At 45.0% G+C, this 20,925-nt stretch carries 19 protein-coding genes; all 19 read left to right on the top strand.

What is annotated here, in order from left to right:
* The first annotated feature begins 14 nt into the window (after positions 1-14).
* The 19 genes from P1X15_RS17115 (at position 15) to P1X15_RS17025 (ending at position 20,907) form a co-directional block, all read left to right on the top strand.
* The gene (locus P1X15_RS17115; RefSeq protein WP_277339355.1) at positions 15-1,595 is read left to right on the top strand and encodes a hypothetical protein; all 1,581 of its coding nucleotides are present in this window, start codon (positions 15-17) and stop codon (positions 1,593-1,595) included.
* Positions 1,596-1,792: 197 nt separating this feature from the next.
* The gene (locus tag P1X15_RS17110) at positions 1,793-3,055 is read left to right on the top strand and encodes a sialidase family protein (protein ID WP_277339354.1); all 1,263 of its coding nucleotides are present in this window, start codon (positions 1,793-1,795) and stop codon (positions 3,053-3,055) included.
* A 24-nt stretch (positions 3,056-3,079) separates the two neighbouring features.
* Positions 3,080-4,351, top strand: coding sequence for an MFS transporter (locus tag P1X15_RS17105; RefSeq protein WP_277339353.1), 1,272 nt, complete (start codon positions 3,080-3,082; stop codon positions 4,349-4,351).
* Between the two features lie 49 nt (positions 4,352-4,400).
* Complete coding sequence (locus P1X15_RS17100; RefSeq protein ID WP_277339352.1) at positions 4,401-5,894, top strand: hypothetical protein; 1,494 nt, start codon at positions 4,401-4,403, stop codon at positions 5,892-5,894.
* Positions 5,895-5,911: 17 nt separating this feature from the next.
* Complete coding sequence (locus P1X15_RS17095) at positions 5,912-6,589, top strand: acyltransferase (RefSeq protein ID WP_277339351.1); 678 nt, start codon at positions 5,912-5,914, stop codon at positions 6,587-6,589.
* Between the two features lie 59 nt (positions 6,590-6,648).
* The gene (locus tag P1X15_RS17090) at positions 6,649-7,842 is read left to right on the top strand and encodes a sialidase family protein (RefSeq protein ID WP_277339350.1); all 1,194 of its coding nucleotides are present in this window, start codon (positions 6,649-6,651) and stop codon (positions 7,840-7,842) included.
* Positions 7,843-7,864: 22 nt separating this feature from the next.
* A complete protein-coding gene (locus tag P1X15_RS17085; RefSeq protein ID WP_277339349.1) occupies positions 7,865-8,629 on the top strand; it encodes a phytanoyl-CoA dioxygenase family protein in 765 nt (254 codons plus the stop codon).
* A gap of 5 nt (positions 8,630-8,634) precedes the next feature.
* A complete protein-coding gene (locus P1X15_RS17080; protein ID WP_277339348.1) occupies positions 8,635-9,420 on the top strand; it encodes an SDR family oxidoreductase in 786 nt (261 codons plus the stop codon).
* Positions 9,421-9,506: 86 nt separating this feature from the next.
* Positions 9,507-10,454, top strand: a complete 948-nt coding sequence (locus P1X15_RS17075; protein ID WP_277339347.1) for a hypothetical protein — start codon at positions 9,507-9,509, stop codon at positions 10,452-10,454.
* Positions 10,455-10,655: 201 nt separating this feature from the next.
* On the top strand, positions 10,656-11,468 hold the full coding sequence (locus tag P1X15_RS17070; protein ID WP_277339346.1) for an HpcH/HpaI aldolase/citrate lyase family protein: 813 nt from the start codon (positions 10,656-10,658) through the stop codon (positions 11,466-11,468).
* Between the two features lie 15 nt (positions 11,469-11,483).
* On the top strand, positions 11,484-12,440 hold the full coding sequence (locus tag P1X15_RS17065; RefSeq protein WP_277339345.1) for an aldo/keto reductase: 957 nt from the start codon (positions 11,484-11,486) through the stop codon (positions 12,438-12,440).
* A gap of 127 nt (positions 12,441-12,567) precedes the next feature.
* On the top strand, positions 12,568-13,485 hold the full coding sequence (locus P1X15_RS17060) for a Gfo/Idh/MocA family oxidoreductase (RefSeq protein ID WP_277339344.1): 918 nt from the start codon (positions 12,568-12,570) through the stop codon (positions 13,483-13,485).
* Between the two features lie 95 nt (positions 13,486-13,580).
* Positions 13,581-14,360 (top strand): SDR family oxidoreductase, encoded by a 780-nt coding sequence (locus P1X15_RS17055; protein ID WP_277339343.1) that lies wholly within the window; start codon positions 13,581-13,583, stop codon positions 14,358-14,360.
* Between the two features lie 174 nt (positions 14,361-14,534).
* Positions 14,535-14,915 (top strand): RidA family protein, encoded by a 381-nt coding sequence (locus P1X15_RS17050; protein ID WP_277339342.1) that lies wholly within the window; start codon positions 14,535-14,537, stop codon positions 14,913-14,915.
* Positions 14,916-14,934: 19 nt separating this feature from the next.
* Entirely contained in the window at positions 14,935-15,927 is a 993-nt protein-coding gene (locus P1X15_RS17045; protein ID WP_277339341.1) for a 3-hydroxyacyl-CoA dehydrogenase family protein, read from the top strand.
* A 63-nt stretch (positions 15,928-15,990) separates the two neighbouring features.
* On the top strand, positions 15,991-17,292 hold the full coding sequence (locus P1X15_RS17040; RefSeq protein ID WP_277339340.1) for an aspartate aminotransferase family protein: 1,302 nt from the start codon (positions 15,991-15,993) through the stop codon (positions 17,290-17,292).
* Between the two features lie 26 nt (positions 17,293-17,318).
* Positions 17,319-18,287 (top strand): 3-hydroxyacyl-CoA dehydrogenase family protein, encoded by a 969-nt coding sequence (locus P1X15_RS17035; protein ID WP_277339339.1) that lies wholly within the window; start codon positions 17,319-17,321, stop codon positions 18,285-18,287.
* A 4-nt stretch (positions 18,288-18,291) separates the two neighbouring features.
* Complete coding sequence (locus P1X15_RS17030) at positions 18,292-19,374, top strand: dipeptidase (RefSeq protein WP_277339338.1); 1,083 nt, start codon at positions 18,292-18,294, stop codon at positions 19,372-19,374.
* A 159-nt stretch (positions 19,375-19,533) separates the two neighbouring features.
* Positions 19,534-20,907, top strand: coding sequence for a neutral/alkaline non-lysosomal ceramidase N-terminal domain-containing protein (locus P1X15_RS17025; protein WP_277339337.1), 1,374 nt, complete (start codon positions 19,534-19,536; stop codon positions 20,905-20,907).
* Positions 20,908-20,925: the final 18 nt, after the last annotated feature.

The following is a 20,925-nucleotide window of genomic DNA, read 5'->3' as shown; positions in this document are numbered from 1 at the left end:
TAAAACCAACAGATATGAAATTGATTTTTTGGGGGGGCGGTTACCGCCCTTCTGCATTTGTATTGAGTAGCGGGCTGCTTATAGGGGGCTTGTCTTCAGTTTTTGCCCAACCGATTCATTTCAAAAACCGCCGCGAATTGTTTGTGGATGATTATGTAACCCAAAAAGTAGAAAACGCTGAAATCAGACTACAAACTCCTCAATCGGCGGGTACGGCTATTCGTTTTACGGAGCCTTGGGAAGGACGTTTTTGTGCCTATGTAGGCATTGTGGCCGACGGGGTTCGGTACCGAATGTATTACCGAGGGGCGGGTGCTAACGCCGACGGAAAACACGCCGAATACACTTGTTATGCTGAAAGTGCCGATGGCATACATTGGGCTAAGCCAACTTTGGGGATTTGTAGTGTCAATGGTAGTAAGGCCAACAACGTAGTCATGCTCGAAGAGCAGCAGCTTCGCAATACCCACAATTTTACGGTCATGTATGACGAAAGAGAAGGTGTACCGTCTGACGAACGCTTCAAGGCCGTGGGTGGGTCTTCGTATGAGTCTCAGCCCGAACGAGGCGGATTTAGAAGCTATTCGGCTTATCTTACTTATGATATGGATCCAAAACTAAGAGCCAATACGGGGCTATTTAGGTATGTATCGGCAGATGGTCTTCATTGGAAACGATACGCTAAAGATACCACAGCTTTGTTTCATGAGTATGCGTTGGATTCGCAAAACTCGTTGGTATGGCTCGAAAATGAGCAATGCTATGCTGTGTATTTTCGTGGATGGTTGGGAGGTGTTCCGGGCGAATTGTTTCCTGCCAATGGTACCCGAACGATTATGCGCTCTACTTCCAAAGACTTTATCAACTGGACAAAACCTGAGTTTATGTCATTTGGAGATACCGAAAAAGAGCATTTGTATACCAATGCTACCCGCCCTTATTTTCGAGCACCTCACTTGCTGATTGCGATGCCTTTTCGTTTTTCTCCCCAAACCAAAGTCTTGTCTGACGAGCAACTGGCCCAAAACGGTACTCATCCTAGTCAATGGAAAGGCGTATCGGATGGGGTTTTGATGACGTCCAGAGGTGGAACCCGCTATGACCGAAAATTTATGGAATCGTTTGTGCGTCCCGGTAATGATTCTAAGAATTGGGGCGCACGGAGCAATATGCCCGCGATGGGGGTGATTCAAACGGCCAAACGCGAAATGTCGTTTTTTATCACCCGAGCATACGGCACGCCGGAGGTATCGCTTGAACGAATGACACTCAGGTTAGATGGATTTGCGGCTTTGCACGCGGGCTTTAAAGAAGGCGTATTGCTCACAAAACCAATGGTATGGGAAGGGCAACGCTTACTTCTTAATTATTCAACTGGCTCAAAAGGGTACATCAAAATTGTACTGACCGATGAGAGAGGCAATGAGTTGTCTGGTTTTGGCACAGCAGACGCGCTTCCTATCACTGGCGACGAAGTAGACGGCTTAGTACAATGGAAGAGTGGCAGAAATATTGGAGAATTAAAGGGGAAAAGTATTCGTGCAAAAATAATTGTGAAAGATGCAGATGTATTTTCCTTTGGAATTTTTGATTGATGCGAATGATACTTTTCTTCGACAAGCTATTACGCAGCAGTTACTTGTGTATCGTCAGCCTTGCGGATTTTTTTCGTCTAAAAACGCCTATGAAAAATAGTATCATTTAATAGTACAAAAGTAGTGGTAAGGGGGTATTGAAAAATATAATTTTGTACATATTGAAATTGTTAGGATTAATTATTGAATTTTTAATAATGACAAAATTTAGAACTAACTTACCTTTTTGGCGGGTCAAGGTAAAAAACACCATTTTAGCAGTCGCAGTGTTATCATCTGCCGCCGCTATCCAATATGCTCCCACCACCTTACCTTCGAAAAATAATACGCAAATCGCAACCACTGCCGACTCGGTGATTTACAAAATTGTGTCCGACGGCGGAGAAGCAGGTGAGTATCAGGCTTTTCCTGATTCATATCGTTTAAAAAACGGCGATATTGTGGCGGTATTTTATTCGGGAGGGGCGCACGTCACTTACCCCAGTGACAAATACCCGAAAGCGGGACGGATTTGTATGATTCGTTCTTCGGACGAAGGCAAAACTTGGACAGCCCCAGTCACTATTTATGATGACGAAAACGACAATCGTGACCCTCATATTTCGCAGATGAGCGACGGGACGCTGGTTTGTACTTTTTTCTCCATTAAATTCGGAAAACCAGTCAAAAGAGAATCTACTGGCTCAGCGGCCTACTATGGAGATGTGGTACATCGTGAGTGGCTGAGCGGAGGGGGACCTTTGTATATCAAGTCGCTAGATGGAGGTAAAACGTGGGAAACCAAGCCTCATTATCCCGCCGACAATGGTGATATCAAGTGGAATTGCTCCGCTGAAATGCGCCAAGGTCCTGATGGTACGTGGATTTTTCCGGTGTATCACCAAGATGCAAAAGAGGCTTTTGGAGGGGTGGTGTTGTCGAGCGACAAAGGAAATACATGGTCGAAGCCTATCCCGATTGGTAAGGGAGAAGGCAGGTATTTACCCGCCGAAACAGACGTGATTACCTTAAAAGACGGAAGCCTTTTTGCCGCACTACGTGGCTCTATCAAAGATACCGTACATATGCACTATGCCATCAGTAAAGACATTGGCAAGACATGGTCAAAGGTAAACGATATTGGTTTTCAGGGACATTCCCCTTCTTTTACACGGTTAAAATCGGGCGCTATTCTCCTGACTTACCGCGCTTTTTATGACGATTTTCAACACAAGAAAGGATATACGGGTTTGAGAATCAGCTACGATGAAGGGAAAACTTGGCAGGGGCCTTACAGGATTGACGTGATGTGGGGGGCGTATCCTTCGACGATTGAGCTTAAAGATGGTACGATTTTGACGGTTTATTATGAAGAAGGGCAAAAAAGCTGTATTCGGGCGTCTCGTTTCAAACTTCCTAAAAAAACAAAAACAGGTTTTCCCTTGGACCAACCCAAACAAGTCTCGACCTTGCCTTTGTAATACCTAAAAACCTAACCAAATAGAATGATAACTAACAACGACATCACTCATCAAAAACCAAAGTTGTTTTCCTATCCGTGGTTGCTTGTGGGGCTTTTGTGTGTAGTAGGCGCTCTCAACTACCTCGACAGGATGATTATTACCACGATGCGCACCTCTATCGTCGATGCCATACCCATGACAGATGCGCAATTTGGCCTCCTAACATCCGTATTTTTATGGATTTATGGGTTGCTGAGTCCGGTGGCGGGGTTTCTGGCCGACCGATTCAATCGAAGTAAGGTCATCATTGGTAGTTTGTTTGTGTGGTCGTTGGTTACTTGGCTTACTTCTCAAGCCACTACTTTTGAGCAATTGCTCGCTACGCGGGCGTTGATGGGTATCAGTGAAGCTTGCTATATTCCTGCCGCTTTGGCTCTGATTGTGGATTATCACAAAAACGTCACCAAATCGCTGGCTACGGGTATTCATATTGCGGGGGTGTATGTAGGACAAAGCCTTGGTTTCTTAGGAGGATGGCTCGCCGAAAGTCATTCGTGGAATTATGCTTTCAGTGTATTTGGTATTGTAGGGATTTCATACGCAGTTGTGTTGACCTTTTTGTTAAAAGATGCTCCCAAACCGCAAACCCTCCAAGTACAAGCCCCCAAAATCAACTTTTGGGATGCGTTGCGTCAACTTTTTCGTCAACCTGCTTACTTACTTGCGCTTTCGGCCTGGGGGCTGCTTGGAGTGGCTAGTTGGATGATTAGCGCGTGGCTCCCCACTTACTACAAAGAAGCCTTTAGCCTCAGCCAAACCGACGCGGGAGTATATGCTACAGCGTATTTTTATGTGGCGATGTTTTTTGGCGTACTCACAGGCGGCGCCCTCGCCGACTATTGGAGCAAATCCAACCCAAGAGCGAGGGTTTTGTTACCTGCTATTAGTTTAGTTTTGGCTTGTCCGGGTATAGTGCTTGGCGGAACCACAAGCATACTTTGGGTAGCGGTGGCGGGTTTTATGCTATATGCTTTTATGAGACCCTTTCTGGATGCCAACATGATGCCTGTGTTGTCGATGATATCGGATAGCCGTTATTTGGCTACAGGCTATGGTATTCTAAACTTATTTAGCTGCGTAGTAGGCGGTATAGGTATTTATGCAGGCGGAGCCTTACGCGATGCCAACATCAATCTTTCGTTGATGTTTCAGGTGGCGGCTATTACCTTGCTTATTTGTGCGTTTCTTTTTTATAAAATTCCCATAAAAAATTTGCAACAGACTGAGGATGTACCCGAGGTGGCGGCTAAGTGATAGCCAATTTTCAAATTGACACATTTTCTAATTAAGTTATTTTTTGAATATGAAACGTTTTCTTCTTCTAGTAATGATTCTTGTGGGCTACAAACATACAGCTCATGCCTTGGGTGATGAATTGAAAGTATCGGCCCAAACATTTTCGATTGTTCCTAAAGTAGGTACTCCCAGTGGGCATAGTCAGACCGGGAATAAAATTGAAGCCGTACACGGGGATTTAAAAACCACGGTGGTGCTGCTGGAGCAGGGTAATAATCGACTTTGTTTTATTACTTCTGCAATGGGCGTAGAAGGCAATGCCTTGCGAACCGCTTGCGTAAAAATCTTGGCCAAAACGCTCAAGATTGATCCCAAAGCAATTATTGCCAATTCGGCGCATACGCATACGATTCCGTGGATTCAGGTAGATAGTAGTAATATTCCCGAAAAAAACACGCCTTTGTATTTGAGTTGGGAATTGGGAGTGGATTTTTTGGAAAAACTACAAAAAGCTGCCAACAAACTTGAAAAAAACTTGGAACCCGTAACGGTAGAATGGGGCGTAGCCGAAGAAAATCGCATCACCTACAATCGCCGAGGGCGACGCCTCGACGGCAAATCGTATTTTATGCGCGAAGAAGACCGTATGCTTGTAGGAGAGGGATACATTGGGGAGATTGACGATGATGCTACAGTGGTGATTTTCAAAAACAAAAACGATAAACCTGTTACAGCCTTTACCTTTTTTTCGGGACATCCCGTAGCGGCTTATAATCCCGAAAAGCTAATCAGTTATGGACAGTTTCCACAGACGGCTTCCGATAAATTATCTTCTTATTTGGGAGGAATTCCAGTTGCCTTTTTTCAGGGATGTTCTGGTGATATTAATTCAAAACACATGCTTACTGGTACTTTTCAACAAGCCGAGTTGCTCGGGCAGCAATTGGGAGATACCTATATCATTGCGGCCAAAAACCTTCATAAATCCAAAAGAACGGGTATAGAATGGAGCCGTGAAATAGTAAATATTCCTTTGGCGCAACTTCCAAGCCGCGAAGCCTTAGAAAAAGACCTCGCTTCGATTGATGATTTTGTAAAAAGAGGAAAAGCAGGGGACGAAAACACCTACGAGTGTGTGGGAATGAATTTTCCGAAAGCACTTTCGCCGCCTTATCGCGCTCGTTTGGTAGAAATCGTCAGACCGTGGTATATCTGGGCGTTGGAGCAGCACAAAACCAACAATCTCAAAAATGTACCTACCGAGCTGCCAATTGGTATTTCGGTGGCCCGAATCGGCGATGTCGGATTTGTAGGCCTTCCTTTTGAGCCTTTTGTAAAAACAGGACTCAAGATTAAACGTGAAGCCGCGTTGCCGGTGGTTCTTACGGCTGGTTTTACCGACGGAACACTTGGGTACATTCCAGATGCTACCTCCTGCGACGACCGCGAGTACCAAGCGGGTTATTTTAGATACCGTGGAAATGTTCCTCCTTACAAGGCGCCTGGTGGTGATCAATGCGCCACGATTGCTGTCAATAAGTTAGCCGTTTTTGCTCGATAGCTTAAAGCCTTAAATGTATGAATACCAACGAAATGCGCAACTGTGAACTTGGCGAAGAAGCTGAAATTCAGCCTAATGTCATGCTAGGCTATCGCTACCACGGTTGGAAAGAACCTTTGAAAATCGGTAAAAAAGCCCGAATCCACAGCGGGACGGTTATTTATGCGGATACCATTATTGGCGAGCGTTTTACCTGTGGCCACAATGTAACTATACGAGCCGAGTGCCAAATCGGAGATAGGGTGGTAATATTACACGGAACGACGTTGGAAGGCAGGTTGAAAATAGGGAAGGGCGTCAAAATCATGTCGCATGTATATATTCCAAGTGCCACTGTAATAGGAGATATGGTATTTGTGGGGCCGGGTGTTAATTTTCTCAACGCTATGTTTCCTATGCGCGCAGCAGGTGTAAAAGGCCCGACAATCGGTAATCACGTGGTGATAGGAGGGGGCGTAACGTTGGCACCGGGCATTACCATAGGCGACAATAGTTTTATCGGAGCAGGAGCGACTGTGTTACAAGATGTTCCTCCCAATTCAATGGCGTATGGTGTTCCTGCAAAAGTACAGCCGTTGCCCGAAAAATTCGGCAAAGGCAATGACCCCCGACAAATCTTTACGGGGCTTGATTTGTGGGACAATCGCCCCGACGACGGCACATGGGTTGAGGAAGATTATCCTGGAAAACAATGATACACAGTCCTAAACCCATGAGTTTTTAGCGTAAGACTATTTCTAAACCCTTTATAAAAATGAAACGTAGCTTGTTTGTTGCCCAATTAGTCTTGCTTTGTGGTGTGGTATCGGCGTGGATGTCTCCAATCTTTGCCAATCCCGACTCTTTGAGCAAATCCTCAGGCATCACCAAAGTACAGGACTTGGTGATTTATACTTCTCCTCAATTTTATTGTGCGTTTCCGTCGGTGATACGAAAAAACGACGGTACTTTTTTGGTGGCTTTTCGACGTGCTCCCGACCGCCGAATCTTCGGCGAAAAAGGCAATAATCACGTGGATCCAAACAGCTATTTGGTAGGAGTTTCGTCCAAAGACGGCCTGCATTGGTCGTCCGAACCTGAGCTTATTTATGCTTATCCTTTTGGTGGTTCCCAAGACCCTTGTCTCCTAAAACTCAAAGACGGAACTATCATTTGTACCAGTTATACGTGGGGTTTTATCAAACCCGAAGCTAGGGAACAAATGAAAAAGCCAATCAGTGAAAACAGCGGTGCCACCTTTATGGGAGGCTACGTTATTCGTTCGACCGACGGCGCCAAAACTTGGAAAGGGCCTTATTATCCACCCCATATCAGCCCCGAATTAAACTTCACACCAATGGGCGAGCCGATGCCTGCTTACAACCGTGGGGCATTATACGAAGGGAAAAGCGGAAGAGTGTATTGGGTAGTAGCAGCCAATGATTCGAAAAGTCCTGCTAAAACATCCAATCATCTCTTGGTATCTGACGACAAGGGAGTAACTTGGAAATACACCGCAGTGGTGGCTGAAGACCCCAAAGTGACTTTCAACGAAACGTCTATCTACGAAACGCCCAAAGGTGACTTGGTAGCATTTATGCGCACTGCCAATTATGAAGACCAAGCGTGTATTGCCCGCTCAACCGATGGCGGCAAAACCTTCAAACCTTGGCAAAGCATGGGCTTTCAAGGCCACCCACTTCAGGCCCACCGCCTGCCCGACAATCGCGTGTTGCTGGTGTATGGGTATCGTCACAAGCCTTACGGAATCAAAGCCAGAATTTTGAATGCTGAGTGTACGGATTTTGCCACTGCTCCTGAGTTTACATTGAGAGCCGACGGTGGCAGTACAGATTTGGGGTATCCTTGGACAGTGCAGTTGGACAAAAATCGAGTACTGGTAGTTTATTATTTCAACCACGACATGGGTACGCGTTATATCGCCGGAACAGTGCTGGAAATTAAGTAGTCTCACTAACTCTATTCAGAAAATGCAATCATTAGATTTTCAAAAAATAAAAAGCGATTTTGACAACGACGGCTTTGTATTGTGTGAGGGTTTTATTTCTCCACAAGAGCTTGAGGACCTCAAAGCCAACCTCAAACGGTTTATCGAAGAGATTGTTCCGACACTCAGTTCGTCGGATGCTTTTTATGAAGATAGTAAGGATTTGTCATCACTTAAGCAGGTTTTTCGAATGGCTCACCACGATCCTTTCTTTCAGGCAATGGTCAATGGGAGCCGTTTTGAAAAATTAGCGGAAATATTGCTCGGCGAAAAAATAGCAAAAGCAGAGGTAGAGTATTTTAATAAACCTGCGGGTATCGGAAAACCTACGCCGCCTCATCAGGATGCGTACTATTTCATGATTACGCCGCCGCAAGCCCTTACGTTTTGGATTCCTTTAGAAGACGTGGATGCAGAAAATGGATGCCTTCATTACTTAAAAGGCTCACACACCAAAGGGATGCGCTCTCACGGACGAACCCAAACGTTGGGTTTTTCGCAGGGTATCGTTGATTATGGAACCGAAGAAGATTTGGCCGTAGAAACAGCTGTACCAATGAAGGCAGGCGGTGTATTGGTACATCATGCCATGACAGTACATTCGGCACCTGGCAATCACAGCCCCAACCGCGCCCGCAAAGTTATTGGTTTGGTGTTTTTTGGAGAGTCAGCCCAAGAAGATGACGAAGCCAAAGCTGCCTACCGCGAAAAGCTCAAAGCTGAACGAGTCGTTGTCGCACAAAACTGATTGCTATGACTGTGACATCACCTTTTGATTTGACCGACAAAACCATTTGGGTAGTAGGTGGTGCAGGTTATCTTGGACAGGCTACCGTCAAGCTACTCTACCATCTGGGAGCCACGGTGTATTGTATAGATTTGGAAAACCGCGCCTCTGATTTCATCAGTACGCTATCGTCTTCAAGCAGACTTGTTTCTCATTCGCTTGATGTAACTGATATTGCCGCTACGGAAGATTTTGTAAAACAACAAATCAGCACCTCAGGCGTGCCTGACGGTTTGGTAAACATGACAGCTTCTACCACGGCGTTGAAAATGGAGGCATTGGCGGCAGATGATTTTGACCGCGTCAACCACGGCGGTATCACGGCTACTTTTATGTTGGCGAAATGGGTAGGAGAGCAAATGGCCGTACGAGGTAGTGGAAATGTGGTACTTTTTTCGAGCATGTATGGTATGGTTTCGCCTTACCCGGAGGTGTACGAAGCCCCGATGAACAAAAATCCCATTGAATACGGCGTCGGCAAAGCGGGTATTATCCAGATGACGAAGTACTTGGCGGTTCATTGGGGTCCACAAAATGTAAGGTTCAATTGTATTTCACCGGGGCCTTTTCCCAATCCAACGGTACAGCAACTTCATCCTGATTTTGTGGATAGATTGTCCCAAAAATCGCCGATGAAGCGAATTGGTCGCGCCGAGGAAATTGCGAGTTCGGTGGCGTTTCTTTTGTCAGACGCGGCCTCTTACATCAATGGCCACAATTTAGTGGTAGACGGCGGCTGGACGGTCTGGTGATTTTGGCTGTCAACAAAAAAGTAGGGATTTTCTAACACGGAGTTATTCAGCCTCCTATACAGAGTCTCTCGGAGGATTTATAAAATATGCGTTTAATTATTTCGGTTTTCATTTGTATGTTGTTTAGTTATGAAAGTACTGCTCAATCCCTAAAGGCAACGCCTTCGGATGAGCAGTACGTGATTGTATTGCGTAAAGTATTGAATGAACAAAAAGAGTGGGTAAAAGTACACGCCGCAGAGTTTTTGGTGTGGGCAGGTCATCCAGAAGGGGTCAAAGAGGTATATCAGGCCGAAGAGCGTTTGTATGGGGCTCAGTCGCCTTATAGAATTGGGATTTGGCGTGTTTTGGCGCAGGCTTCCGTAGGTGAAGAACGCGATAGGTGGATTAAAAAGATAAAAGCGGCTTTTCTCAATCGTGACGGAGTAGATAGACTTCACGCTTCCGAAACCCTTGCTAAGCTAAAAATATGCCCCTACGACGAGAACCCTTCTTTGTTTGAAACCACGCTGGTCTCTACCTCTAAGCCTTTGGCAATGTATACGTTATGGGACGCTTTTTATCAAAATCCTGCCAAAGAAAACGAAATTCGGACAGAGCTGTTAGCGACTCTCCAAAATTCCGCTCCCGAGGATATGGTAGCGCGAAGCATTCCCGCCTACGCGTTGCGGCAATTGGGCGGACTTTCAGTATCAGAATGGCAGGCGTTGGCAAATCGAGCTTTAGCAGAACCTCTGGATTCCCCTGCTCGAACCAATTTATTGAGTTCGGCATGGGCCAACAGTTTTCGAAAAGGTTATGATGATTTAGAGAAAAAACTTAAAGCGGAGTTGCTCAAATACAGTAAATCTCCACTTAAAGGTGAGCGGTTTGAATTGGCCATGGTACTGGCCGACAAAGGAAATACGGATGATTTAGGGCTTTTAATGGCAATGTTAAAAGAAGAAGATCCGTTGCCAAGCGAAGCCGAAAATGAGGATATCAAAGCCGCCGCTGCTTATGCTATCTTGAAAATAAAGCAAAGGCATCGCTAAAGTGTCTTACTGAAAGATAGTATCACTTTTTGGTAAAAAAGAGAAAGAAAGGATAATTGTCCGAAATTACCTTTGAAATCAAGAAACGAGTCAAGTGACTAAGCAAAATTATTTTAGACTTTCCAAGTTTATAACTTTATTGATTATCAAAGGTATGAGCCTAAAACTTGGAAAGTCTATTTTCGCACAAATACTTAAGATATGTCATTGAAAATGCGAGAAAGCCGCGTGTTGGCCAAACTAAGAGCCGGCGAAACGGTGTGTTGTTTTAAAATAAATTTAGCTGACCCACGGTCGGTCGAAATCGCTGCTTTGGCGGGTTTCGACTGCGTATGGGCTGACCAAGAGCATATTGGGCAAGATTGGTCGATTATGGCGGCCAACGTCTGGGCTACCAAATCTCACAATGTGGATTTGCTGGTGAGAGTACCACGAGGTAGCTACAGTGATTACCTACGCCCACTCGAATTGGATGCTTCGGGTATCATGGTGCCGCACGTCAAAGGGGTGGAAGATGCCCGAAAAGTGATAGATATGGTCAGGTTTTATCCCGTAGGTCGTCGGCCTATCGACGGGGGCAATGCGGATGCGGCTTACACGGGGGTGGATTTCAACGAATATTTGGTTCAGGCCAATCAACAGCGGTTTGTAGTGCTCCAAATCGAAGGGCCAGAACCTTTGGAAGAGTTAGAAGAGATTGCGGCTCTGGATGGTTTTGATATGTTATTTTTTGGGCCGGGGGATTTTAGTCAGGGCATTGGTGCGCCAGGCCAATGGAACCACTCCAAACTACTCGAAACTCGCGTCAAAGTGGCAGAAGTAGCAGCCAAATATGGCAAGTTTGCGGGGACGGTTGGGGGGCTGGGCAATTTGAAAGACCTGTTAGACATGGGTTATCATTTTGTGAGCATTGGCGCCGATGTCGTAGGTCTGAAAAACTATTGTCAGGAGTTGGTGTCGGCTTTTAAAAACACAACTTCTGATGCCGCTTCAACCTCTTATTTAGAAAATTAGCAATTGGTAGAAAGAATGAAAATGCGAAAGCTCGGCACCACGGGATTGACGGTTTCGGAAGTTGCCTTTGGGGGTGTGGAAATAGGAATTCCTTACGGTATTGGTGTCGAAAATGAGACAGATATGCCTACTGAAACTCAAGCGATTGAGTTGTTACACGCTGCCGTCGACAAAGGAATCAATTTTTTTGATACCGCTCGGATGTACGGTACCAGCGAAAATATCATGGGAAAAGCCTTTGTTGGGCTGCGTCCTCAACTCGTACTTGCCAGCAAATGCCGACATTTTCGGGGGAAAGACGGCGCTTTACCACCCGATGCTCAACTGAAAAGTTTTGTTGAACAGTCGATAGCGGAAAGTTTGGCCGCTTTGAAAACCGATTATTTGGATGTGTTTATGCTGCATCAAGCCGACTTGGAGATACTTAAACATCCACTGATTGCCGAAATTTTTGCAAACCTCAAAAAGCAAGGTATTGTCCGAGCTACGGGAGCGTCGGTTTATACCTTAGAAGAAACGAACCTTGCGATTGAATCAGGCGCGTGGGATGTGATCCAACTTCCTTTCAACCTGATGAACCAAAGTCAGGGAGTTTATTTTGAAAAGGCTTCCCAAAAAGGAGTCGGTATCGTAGTTCGTTCTGTTTTGATGAAGGGATTACTAAGTGACCGGGGCAAAAATATGCACCCCGCTTTGGCGGCTGTTGAGCAACATATTGCAGGTTATCAAGACTTTATTAATGAGCACTATCCCGATTTACCAACGCTGGCTACCAAGTTTGCTTTATCGTTTGAAGGGGTTTCTTCGGTGTTGGTCGGTATCGACAAAATGGAATACTTAGACACCGCCGTGGCTATTGCCCAAAGACCTGATATAGACCCAAAAACACGACGGCAGTTGGCGGAAATGGCGTACCCTGATCCTGATTTTCTCAACTTGCATCATTGGGATAAAATGGGCTGGTTGAAATAGTGCAGAGTTAACCATTATCTGTTAATCGTTAAAAATCAGGACGTTATACTCATTGAAAACAACGAAGAATTTTGACGATATAATTAACTGTGCTTTAGCACTTAATAACCTCAAGAACGAAACTTAGATGATTAAGATAGGGATAATTGGAATGAGCCTTGGCAATGCCCACCCTTATTCGTGGTCGGCTATTATCAATGGGCAGTTTGACGGTGAGGAGATTAGCCGCGTAGGTTATCCTGCGGTGGCGGCTTATTTGAATGCTAACAAGGACACCCTTGGTATTCCCGGGGCTTATGTCACGCATGTGTGGACGCAGGATACGGCGATTTCGGAGAGTATTGCTCAAACGACGAACATACCCCATATCGTAACGGAGTTAGTGGACATGATTGGGGAGGTGGATGCGGTATTGCTCGCCCGCGACGACCCCGAGCGCCACCGCGAAATGGCCGCGCCTTTTATTGAGGCAGGTATCCCGATTTTTGTGGATAAGCCTTTGGCTTATTCGACAGAAGATTTGGAATGGTTTGCAAGTCAATGGCACCAAGGTAAGTTTATCATGTCTTGTTCGTCGATGCGCTATGCCAACGAAGGACGTATCTTGAAGCAAGAATTGGCGACTTTGGGCAAACTGGAATTGATTACGGCAGTTGGCAAAAAAGACTGGAAAAAATACGGCATTCACCTTTTAGAAGGTATTTTTTCGATTATTGATTTTCCGCCTGTGGCTAGTGTACGGCACATCGGGGAGCTAGAAAAAGAGATTGTTCATATTGAATTAGAAAGCGGTCTACAGATTACACTGCACTTATTTCAGGACATAGCGGGTACTTTTCAGTTTTCGTTTTTTGGACAATCAGGCTGGCGTTTGGTCGATATCAAAAACTCCTACTCGATGTTTCGGGACAATCTTATCGAATTTATAAGAGCAGTAGCAGAAGGTAAACCTCGTATTGAATTTTCCGAAACCGAGCTGCTGATGCGTATCATTATCGCTGCCAATCAAAGTCGATTGGAAGGAGGCAGGACTTTGAAGATTTGATAAAATGCAGCTTGATGCAGCTTGCTCCAAACTATCATTTGGGTCAAAAAATGGTGCAGCGTCTCCGACGCAAAACATATAAGCTTTAAAAGAATATGAATGTAAAAGAATTATTGAGCCTGAAAGGGAAAGTCATCTTAGTCACGGGCGGTTCCGGGCAATACGGGCAGTGCATTGTGGAAGGATTGGCTGAGGCCGATGCTACCGTTATTACTTCTTCCCGAGACTTCGCTTCGGCCACCCAAACGGCTACATTGATGAAAGAAGCTGGATTGGACGTGCATCCAGCAGTGGTGGATCAAGGAGACCCCGAATCGGTGAAAGAAATAGTGCATTTTATCAAAGAGCGATTTGGGCGTCTTGACGGATTTATCAACAATGCCGTATCACGCCCCATGAAAGGCTATAATGCTCCGATTGAGCAGTTTGCGGAGTCAATGGACGTCAATGCTACGGGGATGATGAACTTACTTCGTGAAATGACAAAGCTAATTGTCGAAAGCGGCGGTGGAAGTGTGGTAAATATCGCCTCGATGATGGGCATGTTTGGCCCTGACCTCAGCAATTATGAGGGTACTACCAATATGGGCGATCTTCCGCCTGATTATTTCTTTCACAATGCCGGTCTGATTAACCTAACCCGTTTTATGGCTCAGATGAATGCTGGCAAAAATATCAGGTTCAATTGCATCAGTCCTGGCGGCTTGTTTAATCATCAGCCGGAGGCATTTCTCGCCAATTACTGCAAAAAAGTGCCGCTCAAGCGCATGGCCAACAAAGACGACATCAAAGGGCTTGTGGTTTTATTATGCTCAGAAGCAGGAGCGTACATCAACGGCGAAAATATTCTTATGGACGGAGGACTTAACGCTTAACAAGAAATAAGTAGGCTTTTTTTTAGTAAAAAACGATAAAAAAGGAGTCATTTTTTTGGATAGAAAAGGTTCAAAAAATAGTATTAGTAATTCAAATAAAAGTAGGAGATATGACAAAGGGATGATATTTATTTTTGTAAAGTTAGAATTATGTAAAATAATATTTTGTAAAGAATGGAAAAAGTAATTCATCCCGAACGTAATCCTGATTTTGTAACTGGAGCCTATTCAGACGGTATTATTGTTGGAGGTTTTTTGTTTGTGAGTGGTCAAGCTGCTGTTGACTTCAAAACCTCACAATTTGTGTTGGGAACCATTGAAGAAGAAACCAAGCGAACCCTAGACAATATCAAGAGTATTGTAGAAGCGGCGGGAGCTACTATGGCAAATGTGGTAAAATGTACGGTGCATCTGGCCGATATCGCTGAGTTTGACCGATACAATGTCGTATATGCTACTTATTTCCCCGGCATCAAGCCTGCTCGCACTACCGTTCAATCTGTGCTTGCCGAAAATATCAAAGTTGAAATAGATTGTATTGTCAAACTACCGTAAGCATTAGCCGATTTCGCTTATGATCGAACAGTTAAATACTAGCCATATTCCGATAGGAGTAGTAGGACTAGGACTCATGGGAAGCAGTATTGTAGCTGCACTCTTGATTTCAGGCCATGCCGTCAAAGCCATTGCTCCGATTGAGGCAGATGCTTTCAATGCTGAAGAGAGAATACAATCCCAATTGATTTTGTGCTTAAAAGCTGGATTGATTGGGGAGGATTTAGCCCCTTATTTAAAAGCCCTAACGGTATCGCAAGATTATGGCGAATTGGCCGACTGCAAAATCGTTCTCGAATGTGTAATTGAAGACCTTGCCATCAAAGCAGATGTATATCACAAGATTACGTCGGTTGTAGGAGATGATATTGTGGTGGGTAGTAATACCTCTGCCATTCCCATAAGTGAACTTCAAAAGCACATCAAAAAACCAGAGCGGTTTTTGGGCGTACATTGGGCCGAACCGGCTTTCATGACTCGTTTTCTTGAAATCACCTGTGGCGCACTTACCGAAGCGGTGTATGCCGACCGCATTTTCAACCTTGCCGGGTACTGGGGCAAAGAACCTACATTGCTCAAAAAAGATATCCGAGGGTTTATCACAAACCGCTTGATGTATGCCGTGTATCGAGAGATTTTCCATCAGATTGAAAAAGGAACGGCGACCAAAGAAGACCTCGACAAAGCCTTCCGCTATGACGCAGGCTCATGGATGACGCTCATGGGGGTTTTTCGACGGATGGATTACCACGGACTGGAGGATTATCAGCGCATTCTAACCCAGATTTTTGCGCGTTTGAGCAATTCGACGGAAGTGCCTGCCTTGATGCAGAAAATGGTAGAACGACACGCCCGAGGTATTCACAATGGCGACGGGCTGTATGAGTACGAAGAAGGCGAAGCTGCTGCTTGGGATGAGGCTTTTGCGAGTTTCAATCACGATATCCATAGTTTGGCGGCTCAATATTCCGCCGAAAGCGTTACCAAAGTTGTCAAAAATAATCTTGCTTAAAATTGAATACTCAGCACCATTAACGAATGGCGATAAAATTGTGCTTTTGCACTCAACAATAAAATGAAAAGTTATCAACAATCGGCCGCTCTTTTAGAACGTGCCAAAAAAGTTTTGGCAAGTGGCGTATCATCCGAATTTCGGAAGTATAATCACCCTCATGCGTTGTTTTATACGCATGGAGCGGGAAGCAGGATTTTTGACGTAGACGGCAACGAATACTTGGATTTTACCCTAAGTCAAGGACCCCTTATTTTGGGACATTCACATCCCGAAGTTTTGTCAGAAATAGCGGCTTATTCAGATCAAGGACAGCTTTTTGCGGGACAGCATATAAAAGAAATAGAATTGGCCGAAAAAATCAACGAGCTTATTCCGTCGGCAGAGTTGATGCGTTTTTGTCTGGATGGCTCAGAAGCGGTGCAGACTGCTTTTAGAGTAGCGCGTGCCAAAACAGGACGGAAAAAATTTCTTCGTTTTGAAGGTCATTATCATGGTTGGATGGACAATGTATGCTGGGGAATATCAGCACCTTCGGTTGATGCCCTTGGCAGTCGTGAGCATCCCAACGTTTTTCCTTGGACAAAAGGCCTGCCCGAAGGCGTAGAAGATGAATTTATCATCTTGCCTTGGAATGATTTGGCATTGGTTCGCAGTACTGTAGCCGAGCGCTATGAAGAAATTGCGGCCATTATCACCGAGCCTGTCATGTGCAACAACGGTTGTATTTTGCCTAACGAAGGTTTTTTGGAAGGTTTAAGAGAGATTTGTAGTGAGTACGGTATCGCCTTGATTTTTGATGAAGTCATCACTGGTTTTAGGTTGTCTATCGGCGGTGCACAAAAGTATTTCGACATTACACCCGACTTATCAATTTTTGCGAAAGCAATTGCGAGCGGCTATGCCATTAGTGCAATTGTTGGCAAAAAAGAATGGATGGCGCTGATTGAACAAGCACAAGTAATTCATGCTGGTACTATGAATGCTGCTAACCCTACGGTAGCAGCGGCGTTGGCTACCATTACCGTACTTGAGCGCGAGCTACCTTATCAACGGATGTTTGAGCTGGGAAATAAACTAATGCAAGGAATCCGAAAAGCCGCCACCGAACATGGTCATGCCATGTTGGTAGAAGGGCCTGGACCGATGTTTGCTATTTCGTTTACAGAAATCGCCCAAACAAAAGATTACAGAGATACCTTACGAGCCGATAAAGCGAAGCTATCGCGGTTTATAGCAGCTATGCACGATGAAGGAGTAAGGGTGATTGGTCGCGGCTTGTGGTACATCAGCGCTGTTCATACCGAAGAAGATATTGATTTGGCCATCAGTATTGTTGACAAAGTTTTGAAAAGTCTTTCTTAATCAAAAAACTTATTTTCTTGTACGTAATGAGGGTTAGCAAGTTAAGTAAAGGACAAATACTGTTGGTCGGCAACAATCCGTCTATCTATGGGTTGGCGGTTTGCCTACAGATGTCGGGGCATATTGTGTTATTGAAAACATCGTATCCAGAGTTGGCACAGAAACGCATCAAGGCGGTTTGGGATGATGTACGTCAGCGTGGCATGAGTGATGCATCTTCGGGCAATATTCAGATGCTCGAAGATGAAATAGAAGATATACATGCCGAATTGGCGTTTGTTGTAACGGGCGAAACCCTCCACGAAAAGCGAGAAGCCATCAAAATGCTGGAAATCATTTTACCCGACGATGCCATCATTGGAATCAATTCCGAAAGCATTGCTTTGTCGGAGTTACAAAAAGAGGCTCGTCATCCCCAACGAATCATGGTAGCCAACTGGGTAGACCCTGTTTATTCTACGCTATTTCTGGAGATTGTTGGCAATGCCACTACCGATACTTTATTGCTTTCTACCGTAGAACAGTTGGCTATTGAATACTGGGGCAAAGACCCTTACATCATCCAAGGGGATTTTGGGGTTAGAATGCCCCTGCTAAGTGCTTTGATTCGGGAGGCTTTTTTTCTGGTTAGAAACGGATACGCTACCATAGAAGATATCGATAGGGCGTGTCGAAATGACGCGGGCTATTATTTGCCTTTTGCGGGCAATCTAAGATACATGGACTTAATGGGCACCTACGCTTATGGTATGGTAATGAAGGACTTAAATCCTGAACTTTCGACCGATACGGATTTGCCTTCGTCTTTTACCGAATTGTTGGAAAAAGGTGCTACAGGCATGAAAGCAGGAGAAGGGTTTTATAAATACAACGAGGGCGAATCTGAGCGCTGGGAAGAGTTGATGCAGAAGTTTAGTTTTGAAATAAGAGACTTAATGGATAAATATCCCTTTAGTACCGTAGCAGAGGAAGTCTCGGCAATGAATAAAAAATAAAAGTATGAGTCGATTGATATTTGATGCTCATTTGGATTTGTCGATGAATGCCATCGAATGGAATCGCGACCTATCTCGGCCTTTGACAGAAATACGTCAGCGCGAAATGCACATGCGCGACAAAAACGACCGAGGGAAAGGAACGGTCTGCTTGCCAGAATTGCGAAAAGGTAAAATCGGTATAGTGGTAGCTACGCAGTTGGCGAGATATACGCCTCCTGGGAGTGCCTTGCCCGGATGGAATAGCCCCCAACAAGCATGGGCCATGACCCAAGCCCAATTGGTATGGTACCGCGAAATGGAAGCCTTGGGAGAAATGGTGCAAATCGCCGATTTGCCCGCTTTGGAAGCGCACCTCAGCTTGTGGCAAGATACTACTATCGACGATGCTACCAAGCCCATTGGGTATATTTTGAGTTTAGAAGGGGCTGATTCATTGGTAGATATTTCTTATCTGTACAGAGCTTATGACTACGGGCTGCGAGCCATTGGGCTTTCTCATTTTGGTCCTGGCAGGTATGCCCCTGGGACCAAAATGGAAGGGTCGATTACGCCGTTGGGTTTTGAATTGATGAAAGAAATGGGAAAGCTGAATATGATTTTGGACACTACTCATTTGACTGATCTTGGATTTGAACAGGCCTTAGAACACTACGAAGGGCCTATCTGGTCGAGTCATCACAATGTCAGGAAGATTGTACCCAATCAGCGTCAGCTTACCGATGGCCAAATCAAGAAATTAGTAGAACGTGGGGCGGTCATTGGCGGAATGCTTGATTGCTGGGCGATGGACGTACGATTTATTGACCAAGTATCAGACCCGTGGCAGCTCGACATCCGCCTCGAACACTTAGTAGACCATTGGGATCATATCTGTCAGATTGCAGGAAATAGCCAACATGTAGCTATCGGCAGCGACTTGGATGGTATTTTTGGTACGGAGCAGTCACCTTGGGATTTAAACTCAATCGCGGACCTTCAGAAATACGAGGAAATTTTGCGCAGAAGAGGCTATCAAGAAACAGATATCGACAATATCTTTAGCAAAAATTGGCTACGTTTTTTGAGAAAAGCATGGGCTAAATAGGTTTTGTTGCCCTGAAAATGTCAGGACTGAAGCCCTTTTTAGAGGCAATGTTGGTTTACTCCCCAGCCTAAAGGCGTGGGGTTTTAAGTGATTAGCCTTGGGATTATTGTTAGAGAAAATGTACTGTGTGTAAACACTTAGGATGATAAAAACTTAAAAATGAATACGTCGACAAGTCAGAAAGAGTTGAGAGCAGGTGCGGCGAAAATAGACATTACGCCCGTGGCGGGCACAATTATCAACGGCGATTTTGTGCCACATTATGCTGTTTATTTCCACGACCCGCTTTATTCAAAAGCACTGGTATTACAAAATGATGATGTTACTCTGGTGTTTGTGGTGGTGGATATTTGTGTCATGCCCAAAGATTTTGTGGATGAAGTAAAAGATACCTTGACCCGAGTTACTCGTCTCTCCAAAGAGCATATTCTGATTTCTAGTACGCACACTCATGCGGCAGGTTCGGTAGCAGATGTACATCTTACGGGCCCCGATGTTTTGTACAGAGCCAAACTCCCGGGCTTGATAGTGCAGTCGGTAATAGAAGCACTTAATAATCTCAAACCGGCCAAAATTGCGTTTGGAAAAGCGGCGGCACCAGAGCACGTACTTAGTCGACGCTATCAAATGAAGCCTGATTATAAGCCATTTAATCCTCTGCATTGGGAGGGTGATGCTATCAAAACCAATCCTTTTGGCGTTGAGCCTTACATCATTCAGAGCGATACACCCGTTGACCCTGAATTGAGTTTTGTGGCAGTGAAGAGTCTAAATGAAGAATGGATTAGCATATTGGGCAATTATTCGCTGCATTATGTAGGAGACTGGCCCAATGGTACTATTTCAGCCGATTATTTTGGATATTTTGCTGCTACATTGCAGGAGTTGCTTCATGCGGAAGAGGGATTTGTGGGTATCATGAGCAACGGCACGAGTGGTGATATTAATATTTGGGAGTTTCTTCACCCCGAACGTTATCCTACGGAGCCTTTTGCCAAAAGCGAATTGATTGGAAGTGAGCTTGCTGCCAAGGTGGTGAAGGCATTGGAAGGGGTGCAGTGGGAGAGTACACCTGTATTGAAAGTGGTTTATGAAGAACTATCGCTCAAAGTCAATAAACCCACCGAAGCGGAGATTGAAGCCGCCACGGAAAAAGTACTGACGAGCAATTATGAGCATATCGTACCCGACGAAGAAGGATTGCGATGTCTTTATGCGCGCGAGCAATTGTTGCTGAGTCAATACCCCGCGCAGCTTTCCGCTCCTTTGCAGGCTTTCAAGATTGGGAAGGGCATTGTAGGGGCGCTTCCGGGTGAATTTTTTGCCCAAACAGGGTTGACATTAAAGGAAAAAGTGCAAACGGATAATTATTTTACGATTTCTCTGGCCAATGCCAACGTGGGGTATGTACCACCTTTTTTAGAAAAACAAAAAGGAGGCTACGAAACTTGGCGATGCCGCTATAGTTGTCTGGAAGATGAGGCCGAAGACATTTGTCGCGATACTCTCTTAAGGCTAGTACAACGATTATAAACCTATGAGTTTGCAGAG

The sequence above is a fragment of the Runella sp. MFBS21 genome (assembly GCF_029433105.1).
GTDB lineage: Bacteria > Bacteroidota > Bacteroidia > Cytophagales > Spirosomataceae > Runella.
This window is presented reverse-complemented; position numbering and strand designations above follow the sequence as displayed.